Below are 18,821 nucleotides of genomic sequence, written 5' to 3' on the forward strand. Positions count from 1 at the left end.
CCACAACCACCTGACCACAAAACGCGAACCACCGAACGCCCGAACGAATCGACCAGCGTGGCGAACCCGGGCGCCCCCTTCACCCCAGATACCCACTCCTCTCCCCATAACTCGTCACCAACACCTCACTCCGCGCCCGCGTCGTCGCCACATAAAACAACGCGCGCTCCCGGGTATCCAGATCCGCCCGCACCATCTCGTCCTGGCTGCCATCAAGCACGTACTGCAGAGGCACCACGCCTTTATTAACCGCCGCGATGATCACCCGGTCGAACTCCAGGCCTTTGACCCGGTGCATCGTGGCCACGCGCACGCCCGGGGCGCTGCGGTCGTCGTAGGTCTGGCGACTGATGGTGTGGGTGGGGATGCCGCGTTTCTCCAGCGCCTCCTTGTAGTCGGCGACGCGCTTGTTGGTGCGCGCCACGAGGCAGGTGTCGCGGTAGTCCTCGGGCTCTACCTCGCGAATGAAGGCCTCGATGCGGTCGACCTCGTCGCCAAAGTCGCGGGCGTTCTCGATGCGGGGGCTTACGCCGGGGCGCAGCGACTTGTAGCCGTCTTCCTGGTCGACCTCGCCATCGAGGTTGTCGACGTCAATGCCCTCCAGGATGCCCACGGCGAAGCGGCGGATGGCGTCGGTGGTTCGGTAGTTGATGCGCAGCTTATGGGCGTGGTTGCGGCCCTGAATGTTGATGCCGCATTGCTTCATCACGACAGGCTGACGGTAGATGCGCTGGTGGCCATCCCCGACGATAAAGAGGTCGTTGTCGCGCTGCTCCGGAATCATCTGGCGAATCAGCTTAAACGCCTCCTCGCCCATATCCTGCGCCTCATCGAGGAGGATGGCGCGGTAAGGCAACACGTCGCCCTTCTCCTTCAAGAGTGCGCGGGCATCGCGCAGCGCGTCGGCTCGCTCGCTGAGCCCTTTCTCGTTGAGACTGGCGCGGTAGGTCTCAAAGACCTTCCAGATATCGCGGCGCTGCGCGCCGCGAAGCGGCACGCCGCGGCCGGTGCGGCGGGCTCGGAGGTAGTCGCGCAGGCTCTGGCAGCCCTGGGCTTGGACAACGTACTCCCACTCCTCGCGGAAGAAGGACTCGGGCAGCTCCATCTGCGCGGGCACCCCGCCCAGCGCCTCCTGCCATAGCTTCGCCAGCGTGCCGGAGCCCGACTGGTAGTACTCGATCTTGCGGGCGTAGCCCTGACCTTTCAAAAAGTCGCTCACCCACTGGTCGAGGTGCACGACCTCAATGCGGCGCATCAACTCCGGGTCGGCCAGCTTGCGCAGGTTTTCGGAGATGTCGCGGGCCAGGTTGCTGGTAAAGGTCGTAAAGAGCAGCCGGTCGTTGGGGGCGTTGAACTTCTCGCGGGCCAGAAACACCGCGCGGTGCATCGCCACCACCGTCTTGCCCGTGCCCGCGCCGCCCAGCACGCGGATCGGGCCGTTGAGGTCGAGCTCTACGATTTTGCGCTGCATCGGGTGCAAAAACACCCGCCACTTCTCCATCGACGCGTTGAGCACCTGCTCGAGGTTTTCGTCGTCGACGACCACAAATTTGCGCTGCGACTGCGGGTTCTCGAGCGCTTTGGCAAAGTCTTCGGTGTCGACCTCCTGCTCCTTATCGAGCACGACCACATTGAGCACCGTCTCCAGGGAGTCGCCCTGCGAGAGCCAGTAGAGCGCCTCATAGACATCCGGGGGCAGCTCGCCAGCAGCCCCTTCCAGCTCGCTGACCGTCTGCAGCCGGCGCACCACCGGCAGCAGATCGTCGGGCACGCCCAGACGCCGAAGCTCGCGATCGCGCACCTCCTCAAAAAGAGGCTTGGCCTCGAGGTCCTCGACCTCACTCGGCTCCACATAACGCTCTTCATCGACCGAGAAGACCTGCAGGCTGCCTGTCTCTGGATGAATCTCCGCGCGCCGGCGCTGCGCCCAGTCGTAGGCATCGTCGTGGTTCGCCACGTAGAGCATCACGTAGACATTGCCCTGCTTCGGCGCCAGCACGATGGCCCGATAAGCCTGATCGATGCGCACCGAGCGCATGTTCGGATCAGCCGCGTTCTGAATCGTCTCGTAGTTATGCGCGCTCGAGGTCGGGTCGCGGCGAAACCCGCGAATGAACTTCTGCACCTTCTTCTGCTGCGTGCGCGGCAGCTTAAAGAGCGCGTCGAGAAGGTCCTCGGAGAGGGCGACTTTGAAAGTATTTTCCAGCGCGGACATAGGGTTCTCTCGGTCAAATAGGCAGCAAGACGGTCAGCAAGACTGGCAGCTTAATCGTTTTGGGCGCTCGCGGCGTTGAGGGCGGCCAGCAGCTCGGTGGGGTCGGCGCTCACCTCGTCGGAGAGAAACACCCTCCAGCCCTCCTCAACGTAAGGAGCCTTGTCCTCCTCACTGTAAACCACGGCGATCTTGAGCGCTTTCCACGACAGGTCGGCTGGCGGCCCCTTCGGGAAGCCCTCCTTGTCGAGGAGCTCGTCACCCACCGCCGGCAGGGGCGCGCCCGCTTCAAAGAGGCGGTCGACCACAAGGCCCAGCTCCACATCGGCCGCGGCGTCACGGGCCGCCTCCCACTCCCCGTCGGACGCGCCGCTGCGGCGGGGGCGCGTGGCGATGATGTCGGAGTAGTTGAACCGGGCGGCGCTGCTGGTGGTGGTCATCCAGCAATGGGGCAAAAGATGCAGGAGATTGTGCAGGCGCAGCACTCCATTCCAGACGCGGCGGTAGGCCGTCTCCTCCACATCGAAGTTCTCATCGTCGAGGAGCACCGCGACGCGAACCTTCGTCGGATCGATCGTCTTTTGATGCGGTGTCGTCGTCGTATCAACTCCGATAAACGTGCGATCGCTGACGATGAAGGTGCGCACCGCGACGCGTTCCTGGCCGTCTTTCGCAGGGAGCGCTGGCCCCTGGAGAATTTTGCCCATAAAACCCTCGGGCATCCCGTCCAGCAGGTCTTCGGCGATGGCCGGAGGCAAGGCTTCACGAGCCTCGCGGGCAAAACTTTCACGATCGGCTGCGGTCTGGGCCATATCCATCGACGAGACAAAGACCAGGGTCCCGATCATCGTCAACCATGGCGAGGTCTCACCTGGCTCGCCAGCGTGCCGCTCCAGATCGAGGTAGCTTCGTAAGAGCTCAAAACTCTTCATGCCCGGCAGCAGGGTGAGGTGCTTCACCCCGAGATTTTCCGCGAACATCTTGAGCAGATCATCCACGGTTTCATTCGTGGGCCAGATCGCCGCAGCCTCATCGTCGCCCTCGGCCAGCGCGTGATCCAGGTCGTGCCAGGTCAGCGACCAGGGGTGAGCGCGCCCCGAGACCGCCAGCGCCATGCGCTGGTGGAGGTCCTCGGCGATACGCGCTTTATGGTACTGGTAGCCGTCGGTGAAGATCGCCAGCGGTGTTCCCCCGGCCCCACCCGGCGCGGGCTCGATCAAGAAGTCGATCGAGACGCCCCGGGCCAGCGTCGCGCTCTTATCCCAGTTCACCTGCTCAAACATCTGCCAGCGCGAACCGTTGGCATTCAGGCGATGGCCCGCGCGCGACTGAATCAGATCCGAGCTCATCGTGATGCCCGGCGACTTGCGCAGCGCCTCGCGAAAGCGCGCTTCCAGATGCGACTCCGCAAGCCCCGTCACGCTCACAGCGTTGAGCGACTCCACGGGCTTCAACTTACCCCGAGCCTGGAGCAGCTCGCCAAAGACCTCCACCGCCGTGTTGCGTGAGGTCGACGGCATCTCAAAGCTGTTGCGGTAGGCAAAGAGACAGCGGTAGCAGCCATCCTTACGCGGATCCGCGTTGCAGCGGCAGGAGGTCAGGCGCTCGAGCGCGAGCTCTAGAATCTCAAAGATCTTCGAGCCGCCATCGGCGTTGGGGCGCATCAGGTCGTTGAGGTAACCGGTGCCGCCGGGCACCTGGTCGTAGAGCACCAGAAAGAGACGCTCCGGCTCATCGCCCTTCCCGGGCACGATGTAACTCGTCGACGCCAGGTGATCGACCTGCCCGCCAAAAAACTCCCGCATACCCATCTGAAACGCCGCGATGAAGGACTGCATCTTCTCCTCAAAGCCCGGGCGCTTCGCAAAGGGCAAGAGCAGATGCACCGATTCAGCCTGGAAGTCGCGGTAGAGGAAGAGGCATTCAATGATCTTCTCGGCGCGCTTCTGGGTTCGGCTAACACAACCAAAGCTATGCTCGGAGACGGCGTCTTTGCCGGCGCGCAGCTCCGACTGCACCTTCCCGCAGTCAGCGCAGACCCGGAACCCGGTGTGGATGTTCTCCACCCCGGCGATCGTCCCACGTCGGCCATGGTCGCTTCCGGAGCTCTCCCCGAAGTTGATCTCCCGAAAATCCGTGCGCGGCACATACTCATAACCAAAGGGGATGGTGGCATCGTCGATCGCGTGGCTCTCCCGCGACTCGCCACGCCGGGTCACGAGCATACGCCGGTTATAAAAGCGCGGCTTCCGCTCGTCGCTCTCATCGCCAATGCGGCTCTTCCGATCGTTGGTGTTGGCAAAGACCTGACGCAGCCGCACCATCTGATGCACCTGGCCTGCCACATCACCAAATTGCGCGCTCCCACAATGCGGGCATTTGGCCGAATCACTCTTGCCCTGCACCATCTCCGCGTAGTGGCAGACATCGCAGAACTGCCAGCTCTCCACGCTTTCGGCATCAATGCCAATGCGATCCACCTCCACCTGCCGACCGCCCGCATAGAAGATGTTGCGAGGCGCAAAATCCTTGATCGCCGCGCTGGTGGGCCGCTCGTATTCGTACTCAAAGGTCACATACTTGCCATCGCCCCGCTCCTCTTCGCCGCGACGCCGCCACACCACCGACTGCAAGATCACGCCCGCTTCCGGGAAGGCGTAGTTCGGCAGGAGCCCGCGCGTGGTCAGGTACTCCATCGTGTTGCGCTCTTTGATCTTCACGATCAAACGGCGCAACGCGGTGCGCTCCTTCTTCATCGCGTCGAGCTCTTCTTCCTGGGCGTTATCGCGCACCTTCTCGGCCTCCAACTGATCGATGGCGCGCTTCATGCGTTGGGTGCTCAGATCGAGGTCGCGAATCTCAACGCGAAGATCATCAAAGGCCTCCACGATGCGCACACTGAGCTTCTTAAACTCGGTGCCGTCGCCGTAGAGGAAGCGGCGCAGATACGCGCGCGACTCCTCGCTGAGGTGCGCATCAAAAAGCTCAACAAACGCCTCAAAGAGCGCATCGCGCTGGCTCTCAATGAAGTTCACCAGGTTGTTCGGAAAGGCGTTAGCGTCGCCCTGCTTGAGCGCGAACCCCACCCTCGGGGGTAACGCATTCGCCGCCACTCCGCTCGCTGCCCAGCGATCAAAGGCAAAGGCCGTAAGCTGGCGCTCCAACACCGCCGAGGCATTCAAAAAGACGCCCGGCGTGGCCACATGCCCGGCGATCATCTCCTCGGGCTCCAGAAAGAAATAAATATCGTGGTCGCGTGCTCCGGCCAGCGTCAGCAGGAGCGCGTTGCCATCGCGACGCCCCGCCCGCCCGATACGCTGCAGGTAATTCGCCTGGCTCGGTGGCACCGAGCAGAGGATCGCCGTCGACAGATCCCCCACATCAATGCCCATCTCCAGGGTAGGCGTGCAGCTCAAGAGGTTCGGATCCCAGAGCTTGCCATCCCGCGATTTGAAGCGCTGCTCCACATCTTCGCGCACCGGCCGCTCCAACAATCCCGTATGCTCGCGCGCCACAATGCGGCTGACCTCCCCACCGCGGTAAAGCGCCCGGTAGTACGCATCGTGTTCGCCCTCAAATGGCGCGTGCCCCCCGCCCATCGGCCCCAACGCCGGCGCTCCGAGCCAGCTCTGCGCTTCGTGTTCCGCCACCGCAACCACCGACCCGCTCGTCTGCTCTTTGAGCAGCGCCACGTTGCGCGTCACCCGCAGCGCATCCATCCCAAATCCCCACAGCCGCGTGCCCCCCTGCATCTCCTCCTGCAAGAGCCCCACCCGCGTCAGCTCCTCCAGAATCGCCGTCCACACATAGCTCGCCGTGTCGTCAGCGAGCAGCGGCACCTTCGCCTCCAGCGCCCGCTGCAGGTAGGTGTCGTACCAGGTCTGCTTGCCGCGTCGCACATAACTCTCAAAACGCCGCGTGCCCGGCCGGTTGCACAAAAACGCCGGCAGCCGACTCCGTGGCCCAAAGCGCGGCAGGTGGTTGATGCGCCCCAGCGTAAAGGTCTTCTCGCCACCACTGCTGCGATACGCCTCGGTCAGACTGGGCTCAAAGATCGCCCCGAGCTGCATCATTCGCCGGCACAGCCCCATCACCGCCGGGCGCAGATCGTCGACCTCAAGCTCGCGCATCCCGCCGACCTCCTCGCTCACCCGCGCCACCACGCGCCCCAGCGCCTCCTCGATCTTCTGCGGATCGGCGTAAGCCACCGACGCGCCGGTGCGCGGCAGGGTGCGCCCGATGCGCGCGATGTAGGTGTACTCGGCCACAACCTCCCACTGCACGCGCCGCCGAATCAGCTCGATGAGCTTCGCGAGCTGCGTCTCGCTGATCTCCTCGGCGAGCAAGGCCTGATACTCCGAGAGCCAGGCCATATCCGGCGGGCAAAACACCGCCGCAAAGCCCTCCTGCCCCAGCTCCCCGGTCCAGTAGTCCACCACCCGCTCGGTGAGCGTCTCAAAGCTCATGTCTTCAGCGTTGTCTTCCACCACCCGCTGAATCGCCACCCGCAGGTTAAAGCGCCAGGTGCGCGCCTCAAAAAAGCCCGCGCGATGCGCCGCGTCCTGCACCGAGTCCGAGAAGGTCAGCAACTTCTTATCGTCGTTAAAACGCGACGAAAAAAGCTGGTTGATGTACGCGCTCGTCAACGACGCGGCCTGAAAGCCCATCAGCGAGAGGCTGCTCTTAGCCTGGCACCCCGGGCAGTCCGTATGCGAACGCGTGCCCCGCTCCCCGCTCTCGTAGGTGTTGTCGGTAAAGATCGCCTCCACCCAGCCCCCCTCCTCCTGCAGCTCCTCGGCGGTTGGCGGCTCGCGGCGTCGCTCCAGCGTGGTGCCCGGCACATGCCACACATCCCCCTCCACACCGGCACTTCTGGGGAAGAAGAACGCCACCCGCTCGTCATTGCTGAAGTAGCCAGCATAGAAGCTCTGCAGGTTGCAGCTCAAACTCAAGGGCTTGTCCTTCTCAATGAGCGTGGCCCAGCCCATCGTGCCGCACTCCCGGCAATAGACCACCGGCAGATGGTTGCGACGCTGCTCTTTGGTCAGATCATCATGAAAGGCCATCTTCGGATGCTCGCCAACCGAGGCCACCATCCGTCGCAGCTCGCGTTGCCAGAGCTCCACGCGCACATGCAAAAAGGGCCGCGCCCCACCCTCATCGCGCGCCGCGGCCACCAGCGAGATGAAACTCAAGAGCGCCGCCTCCACCACCTCCACCGGCTCCGAGGCAAAGGCCTCGGTGCGCAGCACCTCCACAAGATCGCTTAGGCTGCGCGGCCGCGTGCCCACATGGTAGAGCAGCCGGTCGAGCATAAAGTGCCCCACCAGCGCCTGGCCGAGCTCGGCCGCCGACCCAAACTCGCGCCCAAACCAGATCCGCTGCTGCGCGCTCAGATAGGCATGCGGGTCGCTGTAGCCGGTGGGCAAGAGCTCCCCATGCGCCCCCACATCCGGCACCTGATCCAGCTCCTCGCCAGCCTCCAAACCCAACGCCCCGCGCCGGGCCTGCAGCTCGCTCAAAAAATGATCTTTGGAGACGCGGCTCTCCTCGATCACCGCATCCTCATCAAAGGTCTCCCCAAAAATCGCTCCGGCGTAATGCCGCAAACGCTCCGCGCTCTCGCGCCCCTCCCCCATCGTCGCCGAGGTCCCCACGCAGGTCAGATGCCCCTGGGGCGTCTTCAGCCGCGCCTTCAGCCGACGGATCAGGCTCGCAAGGTCTGTGCCCTGCGCCCCGTCGAAGGTGTGCAGCTCATCGACCACCAGGTACTGCAAGGTCTGCGGGTCATTCCACTGCCAGATCACCTGATCGCCGGGCCGAATCATCAGATAATCCAACATCTTATAGTTGGTCAGAAGAATATCCGGCGGCGTCTCCCGCAGCAGCTTCTTGTCGGTAATAATCGTGTTCGGCCCCATCTCACGCGCGACCTCAGCCGACTCAGAGCCCACATAAAGTCCCGCTCTCACATGGGTACGCAGCCCCTCGTGGGCATGAATCATGCGCGCCAGGCGCTCGGCCTGATCCTGCGCCAGCGCGTTCATCGGGTAGATCAGAATCGCCTTAATCCCCCGCTGCTCCCGGTGTTTCAGGCAATGCGCCAGAATCGGATAGAGAAAACTCTCCGTCTTACCGGAGCCCGTGCCCGTCGCCACCAGCGTGCTGCGCCGCGGGCTGCCGTCGACCTCGCTCAGACGCCGAAACGCCTGCTCCTGATGCTTGTAGGGCGGAAAGGCCGTGGGCAGCTCTTCAAAGAAATCCGTGCCCACACTCCCCGTCTCAAAAGGCAGCTTCATCGAGACATAAGGCCCCCTGAAAAGCGGGTGCTCCTCGCGGCCGCCATCCCCCTCAATCAGCCCGTCGAGCATCGGCTCGAACTCCGGCGTCGTCGTCCAAAAACTCGCCCTCAAGAAGTCCCGCATGCCCTGCTGAAGCTGGGCCACCAACGCTGATGGAATCATAAGCTACATCTCAATTGAAAAGGTCCCACTCACCTGCTCACGAGCGTTCTTCATGTGATGACGCGAGTCTAAGGGATTGACCTGGCGCCGAAAAGGGTATTGATTGATCGAAATACGCAAAATAAAGGGCTTCAAAAACGCTTTTTTGCCGGGCATAAAGGGTTCACGCTGCACGCGCCCCGGGGGCACCACCCTGCCAACGCGAGTGACACCTTCGAGGTAGTGCTGCTATGTTACAAGTCGTTTAGCGGTCGTCCACGCATGACCCGCAGACGCACCACGCCGTTTTTTGAGGGAAGGGAAAAGATGTCGAAGTTACCGATCGCGCCCGGTGCCAACATTGTCGTACGCGACGCGACCTGGCGGGTTCGCCGTGTCACCAACACCTCCGAAAAGACCCGCGCCATCGAGGCCGTAGGCATCTCGGAGCTGGTTCGCGACCGCGAGACCATCTTCATCGAGTCCTACGAGCGCGAGATCGAGGTGCTCGACCCGGCCACCACCGCGTTGGTCGAAGATCGGTCCAGCAATTATCAGGCCTCGCTCCTCTACATCGAAAGCCAACTTCGGCGCATGCCCCCCACCGACGAAAAGCTCTACGTGGGGCATCAGGCCGCGATGGACTCCCTGCCCTTCCAGCTTGAGCCCGCCGCCCAGGCGCTCCAGCAGCCGCGCCAGCGCATCCTCATCGCCGACGCCGTCGGCCTGGGTAAGACGCTGGAGGCGGGGCGGGTATCCTCCTCTCCGAGCTCATCGCCCGCGGTCGCGCGCGCCGCATCCTGGTGGTCGCCGTCAAGAGCATGCTCACCCAGTTCCAGAAAGAGCTCTGGAGCCGTTTTACCATCCCGCTGGTGCGCCTGGACTCGACCGGCCTGCAGCGCATTCGCCGCAAAATCCCCACCAACCAGAACCCTTTTCATTACTTCGACCGCGCCATCATCTCGGTCGATACGCTCAAACAAAACAACGAGTTCCGCCACTACCTGGAGCAGGCCCACTGGGACGTCATCGTCATCGACGAGGCCCATAACGTCGCCGTGCGCGGCCACGATCGCTCCCAGCGCGCCCGACTCGCCCAACTTCTCTCGCGCCGCTCCGACGCCCTCATCATGCTCTCGGCCACGCCCCACGACGGGCGCGCGCAGAGCTTTGCGAGCCTGATGAACATGCTCGACCCCACCGCCATCGCCGATGAGGAGAACTACACCCCCGAAGATATCGAGGGCCTCTTCATCCGCCGCTTCAAAGGCGATGTGGCCGACCAGCTCGGCGATAAGATCCCCTCCCGCGAGCTGCACCGCCTCAACGCGCAGGCCTCTCTCGTCGAAGAGCAGGTCTTTGATGCCTTTGCCGAGCTCGACTTCAGCGCGCTCGACAGCCCCAACGCAAAGAGCACCGGCGGCCGCATGCTCTTTAAGACCAGCCTGGAGAAGGGCCTGCTCTCCAGCCCCGCCGCAGCGATGGAGACCATCGACAACCGCATCAAGACCATCGAGAGCCGCGAGACCGCCGATCGCTACAAGGACGACGTCGCCCAGCTCCAACACCTGCGCCGCGTGCTGGAGCGCGTCGCCCCCGAAGACTTTTCAAAGTTTCAGCTCCTGGTCGACACCCTCACCGACGACGACTCCCCCTTTAAGTTTAGCGGGCACTTTAAAGACGACCGCCTCGTCATCTTCACCGAGCGCATCGCCACCATGCGCTGGCTCGCCAGCCACCTCCCCGCCGCGCTGGGCCTCGACGAGAAGAAGGTCGCCTGCCTCTACGGCGGCATGAGCGATCTGGACCAACAGCAGGTCGTCGAAGATTTCGGCCGAGAGTCCTCGGACATTCGCCTGCTCATCGCGTCGGATGTGGCCAGTGAGGGCATCAACCTCCACTACTACTGCCATCGCATGGTGCACTTCGACATCCCCTGGTCGCTGATGGTCTTCCAGCAGCGCAACGGCCGCGTCGACCGTTACGGCCAGACCCGCACCCCGCATATCGCCTACCTCTCCACCCTGGCTCAAAACGAGCGCATCTACTCCGACACCCGCATCCTCGAGATCCTTGTCGAAAAGGATGACCAGGCCTCCCGCAACATCGGTGACCCCTCCGCGCTCATGGGCACCTACGATGTGGAGGAGCAGGAGCTGCAAACCGCTGAGGCCATTGAGGGGGGCGCCTCTCCCGACGCCTTCCTCGCGGCCTTTGAGACCGATAACCCCCTCGAAGCGCTGCTGAAGTTGAGCGCCGCCTCGCAGCAGGATCAAAAGCGCGGCGAGGGGCCGGCCACCGACCACCTCCCCGCCCTTTTTGCGAATGATTACGACTACTTGCGCGAAGCCCTCTACTTCCTCAAAAGCCGCTATGGCTTTGAGGTGAGCTTCGACGACGACGCGCAGCGCATCGATCTTCGCCTCAACAAAACACTGCGCCGCGCCTTTGAGAAGTTGCCCGACGAGGTCATCCCCGATGACGATCGTCTGCTGCTCAGCGCCCGTACAGAGGCGATGGATGAGGCCATCGCCCACTCCCGCACCGAGGAGAGCGCCTGGCCCGCGCTGCACTATCTTTGGCGCCTTCACCCGCTTTTGGAGTGGGCCAATGACCGCGTCGCCTACGCCTTCGGCCGCCACACCGCGCCGCTGATCACCGTCGACCGCGGGCTTGAGCCTGGCGAGTCACTGATGCTGATCTCCACGCTGATTCCCAACCAGAAGGGCCAGCCCCTGGTGCAACGCTGGTACGGCGTGCTCTTCCGCGACACCACCCTCACCAGCGTGCTCAGCTTCGATGAGGTGCGCGAGCGCCTGGAGCTGGGCAGCCGCCCCATCCCCAACCAGCTCCCCGAGCTCAACCCCGAGCGCCTGCAGGCTCTGCTGCCCCAGGCTGTGGAACGCGCCCGCGCCGAGATGCTCAAGGAGCGCGAGCGTTTTGAAGACGCCATCAACCCGCGTCTTCAGGCCCACCTCGACCGCCTCGAAACCCTCAAAGAACGTCAGCTCACCTTCGCCTTTGAATCCGCGGGCGTCACCGACCCCGCAGCGGCCGCCACCCACGATGAGGTGAGCCGCAAAAAACGCGAGATCGACGCCCTCTTCGATGAATACATCGAGTGGATTGAGGCGAGCATGACCACCGATAAGATCCCCTTCGTGCAGGTGATTGCTGCATTCAGGAGTGACGCATGAACTTCACCGGCATTGATAACGACACCGAGTTTTATTCGCACCACTACCTCGACGCCGTCCTCCAGAGCGACCTGAACTCTGAGGTCTTTAAAGACTGGTCCGACGATGACGGCACGCGCCCCCACGACGCCCTGCGCCGCCTGGCCCGCGAGTATTTTGAGCTACGCGCCGAGCTCGAATCCATGGACGACGCCGAGGAGCGCCGCCAGCGTCACGCCACCTTCCTCACCCGCCTGCTCTTTGATCTGGGCTACGAGCCCCTTGAGCGCACCCGGGAGGTCGAGGAGCTCAGCATAACCACCCTGACCGAGGTGAGCCGTCAGGATGGCGCTCCGGTGCTCTGGGCGCTCCACGCGCCCTATGATGCGCAGGCTCCCGACCTCGACGCGCTCAGCCGCTATGAGGATCACATCAACGCCATCCTCTTTGAGCGCGAGGAGCCGCCCCGCTTCATCCTGCTCTGCAGCGAGCTCGACATCACGCTCATCGACCGCACCAAATGGCGCGAAAAACGCTACCTGCGCTTTGACCTCGACGAGATCCTCGGCCGCAAAGACACCGACACCCTCAAGGTCACCGCCGCGCTTTTGGAGCGTCGTCAAATCTGGTCGGAGCAGGACCAATCCCTGCTCGATACCCTCGACGAGAGCTCTCACAAACACGCCTTCGGGGTGTCGCAGGATCTTAAATACGCCCTGCGCGAAGCCATCGAACTTCTGGGCAACGAGGCGGTCTATTACATTGAAAACGTTAAGAAAAAGAAGCGCTATGAGATCGGCCTCGCAGACGAACTGAGCCGCGAATGCCTGCGCTTCATGTACCGCATCCTCTTCCTCTTCTACATCGAGGCGCGCCCCGAGCTGGGCTACGCGCCCATGAACAACGACGCGTATTTGAAGGGCTACAGCCTGGAGAGCCTGCGCGAGCTGGAACAGGTCGACCTCTCCACCCCCGAGTCCCTCAACGGCTACTACCTGCACGAGTCGATCAAGCTCCTCTTCGACATGATCTTCAACGGCACCGCGCAGACCGGCCAGACCGACCTCTACGACCTCGGTAACCCCGATGGGGAGCAGGCTCCCACCGCCGTGCACGGCCTCTTTACCCTCTCGCCATTGCGCACCCACCTCTTCGATCCCAAAGCCACCCCCATCTTGAGCGGCGTGCGTCTGCGCAACCACGTCGTGCAGCGCATCATCGAGCTGATGAGCCTCTCGCACGAAACCAAAGGCAGCGGGCGAGCCTCCAACAAACGCCGCGGGCGCATCTCCTACGCCCAGCTCGGAATCAACCAGCTCGGCGCCGTCTACGAGGCCCTGCTCTCCTACCGCGGCTTCTTTGCCGAGACCGACCTCTATGAGGTCAAGCGCGCCAACGTTGATTTCGACGAACTGCACACCGCCTACTTCGTGCAAAAAGACGACCTCGAGAAGTACAGCAGCAACGAGATCGTCAAAGACGAAAAAGGCAACTTCGTCGTCCACCCCAAAGGCTCCTTTATCTACCGACTCGCCGGCCGCGACCGCGAAAAATCGGCGAGCTACTACACCCCCGAGGTGCTCACCTCGTGCCTGGTGAAGTACGCGCTCAAAGAGCTGCTCGAAGGCGTCACATCGGCCGATGAGATTCTGGCGCTCACCGTCTGCGAGCCCGCCATGGGCAGCGCCGCCTTCCTCAACGAAGCCGTCAACCAGCTCGCCGAAGCCTACCTCCAGCGCAAGCAGGAGGAGCTGGGGCGCGACATCCCCCACGACCGCTATTTAAGCGAAAAGCAGCGCATCAAAACCCTCATCGCCGACCGCAACGTCTACGGCGTCGACCTCAACCCCATCGCCGTGGAGCTCGCCGAGGTCTCCCTCTGGCTCAACACCATCCACGAGGGCGGCTTTGTGCCCTGGTTCGGCACCCAGCTCCGCTGCGGCAACTCGCTTGTCGGCGCCCGCCACCAGAAGGTGCCCGTCAGCGAGCGCGGCGAGCCGGTGTACCATTTCTTGTTGGGCGATGAGGGGATGGCGAAGTACGACGACCACATCATCAAAGGCAAAGGCGGCAAAAACCCCATCGAGGGGCTCGCCACCGACGCGCACGAGCATTTTAAAACATGGCGCAAGGCCTTTAACGCGCGGCTGACCCGCGACAACCTCGAAAACCTGCACGAGCTCACCGAGGCCATCGACCGCCTCTGGGCCCGCCACGTCGAGAAGATGCACGACATCCGCGAGCGCACCATCGACCCCATCGATGTGTGGCCGCATGCCGACGCCGACCCGCACAGCCCCACCACCACCGCCTACAAAGACACGGTGCTCCACCAGGAGCTCTATTCCGAAAAAGTGCGCGCTTCGAGCCCCTACCGCCGCCTGAAGATGGCGATGGACTACTGGTGCGCCCTCTGGTTCTGGCCCAACGAACACGCCGAGCTCATCCCCGACCGCGAAACCTTTTACTGGGATCTCAACCTGATTCTTCAGGCTGACATCCTTCCCTCGCACCGCGCCGACGACCAGACCGACCTCTTCGCTCCCACCCAACCTGTTGAGGAAGCGCGCCGAGAGCTCGAAGAGTACGGCTTCGTAAACCTCAACGAGCTCATCAACCGTTCCGACGACATCGGCCGCCGTCTCACCCTCGTCCAAGAACTCGCCAGCCGCTACCGTTTCCACCACTGGGAGCTGGAGTTCGCCGATATTTTCGAGGAGCGCGGCGGCTTCGACCTCGTCCTCGGAAACCCGCCCTGGCTCAAAGTGGAATGGGACGAAGGCGGCGTGCTCGGCGACCACGACCCCTACTTCGTCATCAAAAAACTCACCGCCTCCCAGACCAACATCGTGCGTCAGGAGACCATCGAACGCCTCCAGATCCGCAGCGAGTTTCTGACGGCCTACGAAGAGGCGACGGGCACCCAGAACTTCTTGAACGCGGCGGCGAATTACCCTGAGTTAAAGGGTATTCAGACCAACCTGTATAAATGTTTCATTCCGACGGGATGGCGGATTGGCAATGAATGCGGTGTGGTTGGATTTCTGCATCCTGAAGGGATGTATAACGACCCTAAAGGCGGAAATTTCCGCAACCTCACCTATCCGAGACTTGCCTATCATTTTCAGTTCACCAACGCGTTTTTCCTTTTTCCTGAAGTACACGATCAAACAATATTCAGCATTAATATCTATCGAGCACACGCTCGCGACATACGGCGCTTCTCCCACATCGCCAACCTCTTCCTACCTCAAACCGTCGACGCATGTATGGAGCATCACGGGCATGGCCCGGTGCCCGGCATCAAAGACGACGAGCATAACTGGAACATCCACGGCCACCGCGCCCGCGTTATTGAAGTTGGCCCCACCGAACTGGCCCTTTTCGCGCGCCTTTACGACGATGAAGGCACCCCGCCCTTGCAGGCACGCCTGCCCGCCCTGCACTCCACCCAACTTGTCGCGGTGTTGGAGAAGTTCGCCCGCCAGCCTCAACGTTTGGGCGATTTGAAGGATGAGTATTACGCAACGGTCATGTTCGACGAGACAAACGCGGTGAAGAAAGACGGCACCATCCGCCGCGAAACCCGCTTCCCGACCGACGCATCGGAGTGGATCCTCTCAGGCCCTCACTTCTTTGTCGGCACCCCCTTCAACAAAACCCCGCGCGAAGTGTGCAACCACAACCAGGCCTACGATTGCCTGGACCTCACCGACCTCCCCGACGACTACCTTCCCCGCACCAACTACGTGCCTGACTGCACACCCGAGGAGTATCGGAGCCGCACGCCGCGGGTTGGCTGGGGGGTGGAGAAGCCGGTGACGGAGTTTTATCGCGTCATCTCACGTACAATGCTTAGTCAATCTGGCGAGAGAACTCTAATAACAGCAATTTCCCCACCCAAGACAGGCCATCTTGATCTTGGCTTCTCTCTGACATTTAAAAACAACAAACAACTCACCCCCTACATCACTGCGCTTTTCAACTCAGTGCCATATGATTTCATGGTCAAATCCACAGGCAAAGGGCATTTCCGACAGGATGTCGCAAATCAGATGAAGATTCCTACTCCACCAAAATCTCAACTGGGCACCTCCCTGAGAATCCGTGGGCTTCTCCTAAACTGCCTCACCACCCACTACGCCGACCTCTGGCAGGAATGCTTCGACTCGGCCTTCACCGACGACGCGTTTGCCAAAGACGACCCACGCCTGGACAACGCCCACTTTAAACACCTCACCCCCACCTGGACCCGCGACGTGGCCCTGCGCACCGACTACGCCCGCCGCCAGGCCCTGGTCGAAATCGACGTGCTCGCCGCCATGGCCTTAGGCCTCACCCTTGAAGAGTTGCAGACCATCTACCGCGTGCAGTTCCCCGTGATGCGCATGTACGAAGACGACACCTGGTACGACCAGAAGGGCCGCATCGTCTTCACCAACTCCCGCGGCCTGGTGGGCGTGGGCCTGCCCCGCTCCAAATCCGCAAGCTGGCCCGACGGCCCCTACTGGCAAGACGTCCAACACATGAGCGAGGGCACCGTCACCCAGACCATCCAGGACGACACCCTGCCCGGCGGGGTGCGGGAGAAGACGATTGTGTATGAGGCGCCGTTTACGCGGTGCGATCGGGAGAAAGATTATGCGGAGGTTTGGGGGGTGTTTGAGGAAAGATTTGGTCATCCCGAGCGGGATAACGCCCCGGTTAAAGACGAGTCTGTGGACGCTTGATGCACCTGACCCGATACTACACGCCCAGCACAACACTTAGAGCACGAACTCGGCCCCCACCCGCGCAAAGGCGATTAATATGACAAAGCAAAACCCCAACCGTTCATCGTTTACCGAAAGCCTCAAAGCTGGCGCCGTTGCCGGCGCCAAGGTCGGGTTGTTTCCCTCCTATCAGATCGCCTCCCTCATCGCCGACGTCGTTACCTTCTCCATCAAAGACATGCCCAGCCACGAACTCGCCGACGAACAACGCCGCGCCGAGCTCGAAACCCAGATCCACCAGGCCCGCGCCCGCGCCGCCCAGGAGCTCGCCCTGGCCGAACGCATCCTCACCGCCACCGAGATCGAGGTCGAAGAATACTACGAAGGCCACGGCGAGGGCGGCCTGGGCCTCAACGCTAACGCGGCGACCGAGACGGTGAGTTTGGGAGCGCACGGGAGTGGGAGGAGGGTGGTGCGGCGTGTGGTGCGGTTGAGGGGGTGGGCGCCGGGGGAAGAAGAGGTGAAAGAGATTCCTGGGGAAGTCGAGTAACATCCACACGGCTAGAACCGAAAGGTATGGAAGCCATAAAACGATCGCCTCACACTACCCACCGGGAAGAACTAGCCGTTAATTGATCGCATAACGACATTGGAGCATGTCGCCAAGCCCAAGACTCGATACTATTATCGGCTGAAATTGAGCGCATAAACCTCCGCAGAAACTGTGATGTTCCCTGATTTAATAACGTCCCAACCAATCATAACGTGCGCACAACCCGCTTGCCCAGCGCCGCAACATCGTGTTACAATCCACGCCATCTTTTGAAAACCAGGGGAACAGTAGCCTGGCTACGAACTCCCCCGGTAACCGGTTCCATTAGGAAACATTACAAAAGGACTTTCCAATGCCTTTTCCATTAGTTCCTGTAATTATCGCGGGGGTCGTCGGCTTTTTTGCAGGAGCCGTAGCAGTCAATCTCTATGATGAATCACAACGAAAAGTGGTCGGAAAAAAGTTTGGCCTACTTGGAGAGCGCGCAACCGGAAAAACAACTCTGATCTATTTTCTCCAAACAGGCAGAATCAACAAAAACGTTAAACCAACTCAGGCGCCAGATAACTTCCCCGTCAGTGAACGCTCATTTACGGCGTCCGGAAATCATGGAACAACCCGCACATTCCCGATAAAAATGAAAGAAGGGGTCGATGTCGGTGGTGGCGCCAGCAATTACGAAACCTGGCAAAAAATAGTTAAAGACACCGACATTCTCTTATATCTTTTCCGCGCGGACAAGGCACTCGAAAACGATACTCATCACTGCAAACGCATCAAAAAAGATATAAGCCAAATTTACAAATGGCTCGACGAGCGAAAGACCGCGACCGAAACGAAACCTAAATTTTTCGCTATTGGAACACATTGTGATCTAAGCGATGAATTCAATTTCCAGACGATTGATGAACGAGTCGAATATATAAAAGATGAATTCAGCGATCTTCCATTAATACGCGAAATCTATGCAGCAACCGGAACTCCTATCATCCTGGGAAGCCTCGATGATGAGCAAAAAGCCCGCGGCATTGTCGTACAACTCTTCAAGCACATTAACACCTAAAAAGGGGAACCAATGATTATAATGACGTTCTGGTGCCAGGCCTTAGACAACCAAAGTGATGACATTTACGCAGTATGGAAAAACGATAAACTTAATCGAATCACTGATACAAACACCCAGCGAACCTTAAATCAGGCTATTGCACGAACCCGGCAGCAAGGCCAACGGCTTCGCGACACCGACCAGATTCAAGCCGACATCTATTTCCCGCCTATATTAGCAAATGACGGCGAGTTCCTTCTCCAGCTCGCTACGACAAGCAAAGACGTTGCTGGACGTCGCGTTATTATCACCTGTCATGGTGACACGAAGGCGGAAAACCAAGCTGTGTGGCAGGATCAAATCATTTCTGCGATTGACGCTTTCACGACCGAACAATCGCTCCCTTTAAATGTCGATGACAGTGAACTTCGCCATGTGCTCAACGAAATCGCCGACAAAAAAAAAGCGCGGAGAAACATCCAACTCACGGTGGGAGGAGTATTAGCAGCGAGCGCTGCGCTAATTCTGATCTGGATTCTTCGCGCATTATAAAATCAGAAGTTAGCCAAGCTCTGCCTCAGGTTACAATAGAAAGAAACTCATTGCTTTTCCGAGGTGGAAAGCGACTCCTCGAAACATTGGTCATCCCTTTACACAAACGCTCTCCGCAATCTGACCCC

The 18,821-nt window shown here is 61.0% G+C and carries 7 protein-coding genes; 5 read left to right on the forward strand and 2 right to left on the reverse strand.

The window, feature by feature from the left end:
• Positions 1 to 79: 79 nt before the first annotated feature.
• Both FRC96_RS15025 and FRC96_RS15030 read right to left on the reverse strand, forming a co-directional pair.
• Complete coding sequence (locus FRC96_RS15025) at positions 80 to 2,215, reverse strand: 3'-5' exonuclease (RefSeq protein ID WP_146975589.1); 2,136 nt, start codon at positions 2,213 to 2,215, stop codon at positions 80 to 82.
• Positions 2,216 to 2,265: 50 nt separating this feature from the next.
• Positions 2,266 to 8,676: a DEAD/DEAH box helicase gene (locus FRC96_RS15030; protein WP_146975591.1), complete on the reverse strand. Its 6,411-nt coding sequence runs from the start codon at positions 8,674 to 8,676 to the stop codon at positions 2,266 to 2,268.
• Between the two features lie 800 nt (positions 8,677 to 9,476).
• Between FRC96_RS15030 and FRC96_RS15035 the strand changes: the two genes are divergently transcribed.
• From FRC96_RS15035 to FRC96_RS15055, 5 genes are all read left to right on the forward strand, one after another.
• Entirely contained in the window at positions 9,477 to 11,852 is a 2,376-nt protein-coding gene (locus FRC96_RS15035) for a helicase-related protein (RefSeq protein WP_230470295.1), read from the forward strand.
• Positions 11,849 to 16,561, forward strand: coding sequence for an Eco57I restriction-modification methylase domain-containing protein (locus FRC96_RS15040; protein WP_146975592.1), 4,713 nt, complete (start codon positions 11,849 to 11,851; stop codon positions 16,559 to 16,561). Before FRC96_RS15035 ends, FRC96_RS15040 begins: the two co-directional genes overlap by 4 nt.
• 79 nt (positions 16,562 to 16,640) lie before the next feature.
• A complete protein-coding gene (locus tag FRC96_RS15045) occupies positions 16,641 to 17,093 on the forward strand; it encodes a hypothetical protein (RefSeq protein ID WP_146975594.1) in 453 nt (150 codons plus the stop codon).
• Between the two features lie 355 nt (positions 17,094 to 17,448).
• Entirely contained in the window at positions 17,449 to 18,159 is a 711-nt protein-coding gene (locus FRC96_RS15050) for a GTPase domain-containing protein (RefSeq protein ID WP_146975596.1), read from the forward strand.
• Positions 18,160 to 18,180: 21 nt separating this feature from the next.
• Positions 18,181 to 18,693: a hypothetical protein gene (locus FRC96_RS15055; protein WP_146975598.1), complete on the forward strand. Its 513-nt coding sequence runs from the start codon at positions 18,181 to 18,183 to the stop codon at positions 18,691 to 18,693.
• The last annotated feature ends 128 nt before the right edge of the window (positions 18,694 to 18,821 follow it).

The sequence above is a fragment of the Lujinxingia vulgaris genome (genome assembly GCF_007997005.1).
Lineage (GTDB): Bacteria > Myxococcota_A > Bradymonadia > Bradymonadales > Bradymonadaceae > Lujinxingia.

Excerpts from the sequence above, each read along its gene's own strand:
- FRC96_RS15025 (WP_146975589.1), bottom strand. The coding sequence starts at position 2,215 with ATGTCCGCGCTGGAAAATACTTTCAAAGTCGCCCTCTCCGAGGACCTT.
- FRC96_RS15030 (WP_146975591.1), bottom strand. The coding sequence starts at position 8,676 with ATGATTCCATCAGCGTTGGTGGCCCAGCTTCAGCAGGGCATGCGGGAC.
- FRC96_RS15035 (WP_230470295.1), top strand. The coding sequence starts at position 9,477 with ATGCTCACCCAGTTCCAGAAAGAGCTCTGGAGCCGTTTTACCATCCCG.
- FRC96_RS15040 (WP_146975592.1), top strand. The coding sequence starts at position 11,849 with ATGAACTTCACCGGCATTGATAACGACACCGAGTTTTATTCGCACCAC.
- FRC96_RS15045 (WP_146975594.1), top strand. The coding sequence starts at position 16,641 with ATGACAAAGCAAAACCCCAACCGTTCATCGTTTACCGAAAGCCTCAAA.
- FRC96_RS15050 (WP_146975596.1), top strand. The coding sequence starts at position 17,449 with ATGCCTTTTCCATTAGTTCCTGTAATTATCGCGGGGGTCGTCGGCTTT.
- FRC96_RS15055 (WP_146975598.1), top strand. The coding sequence starts at position 18,181 with ATGACGTTCTGGTGCCAGGCCTTAGACAACCAAAGTGATGACATTTAC.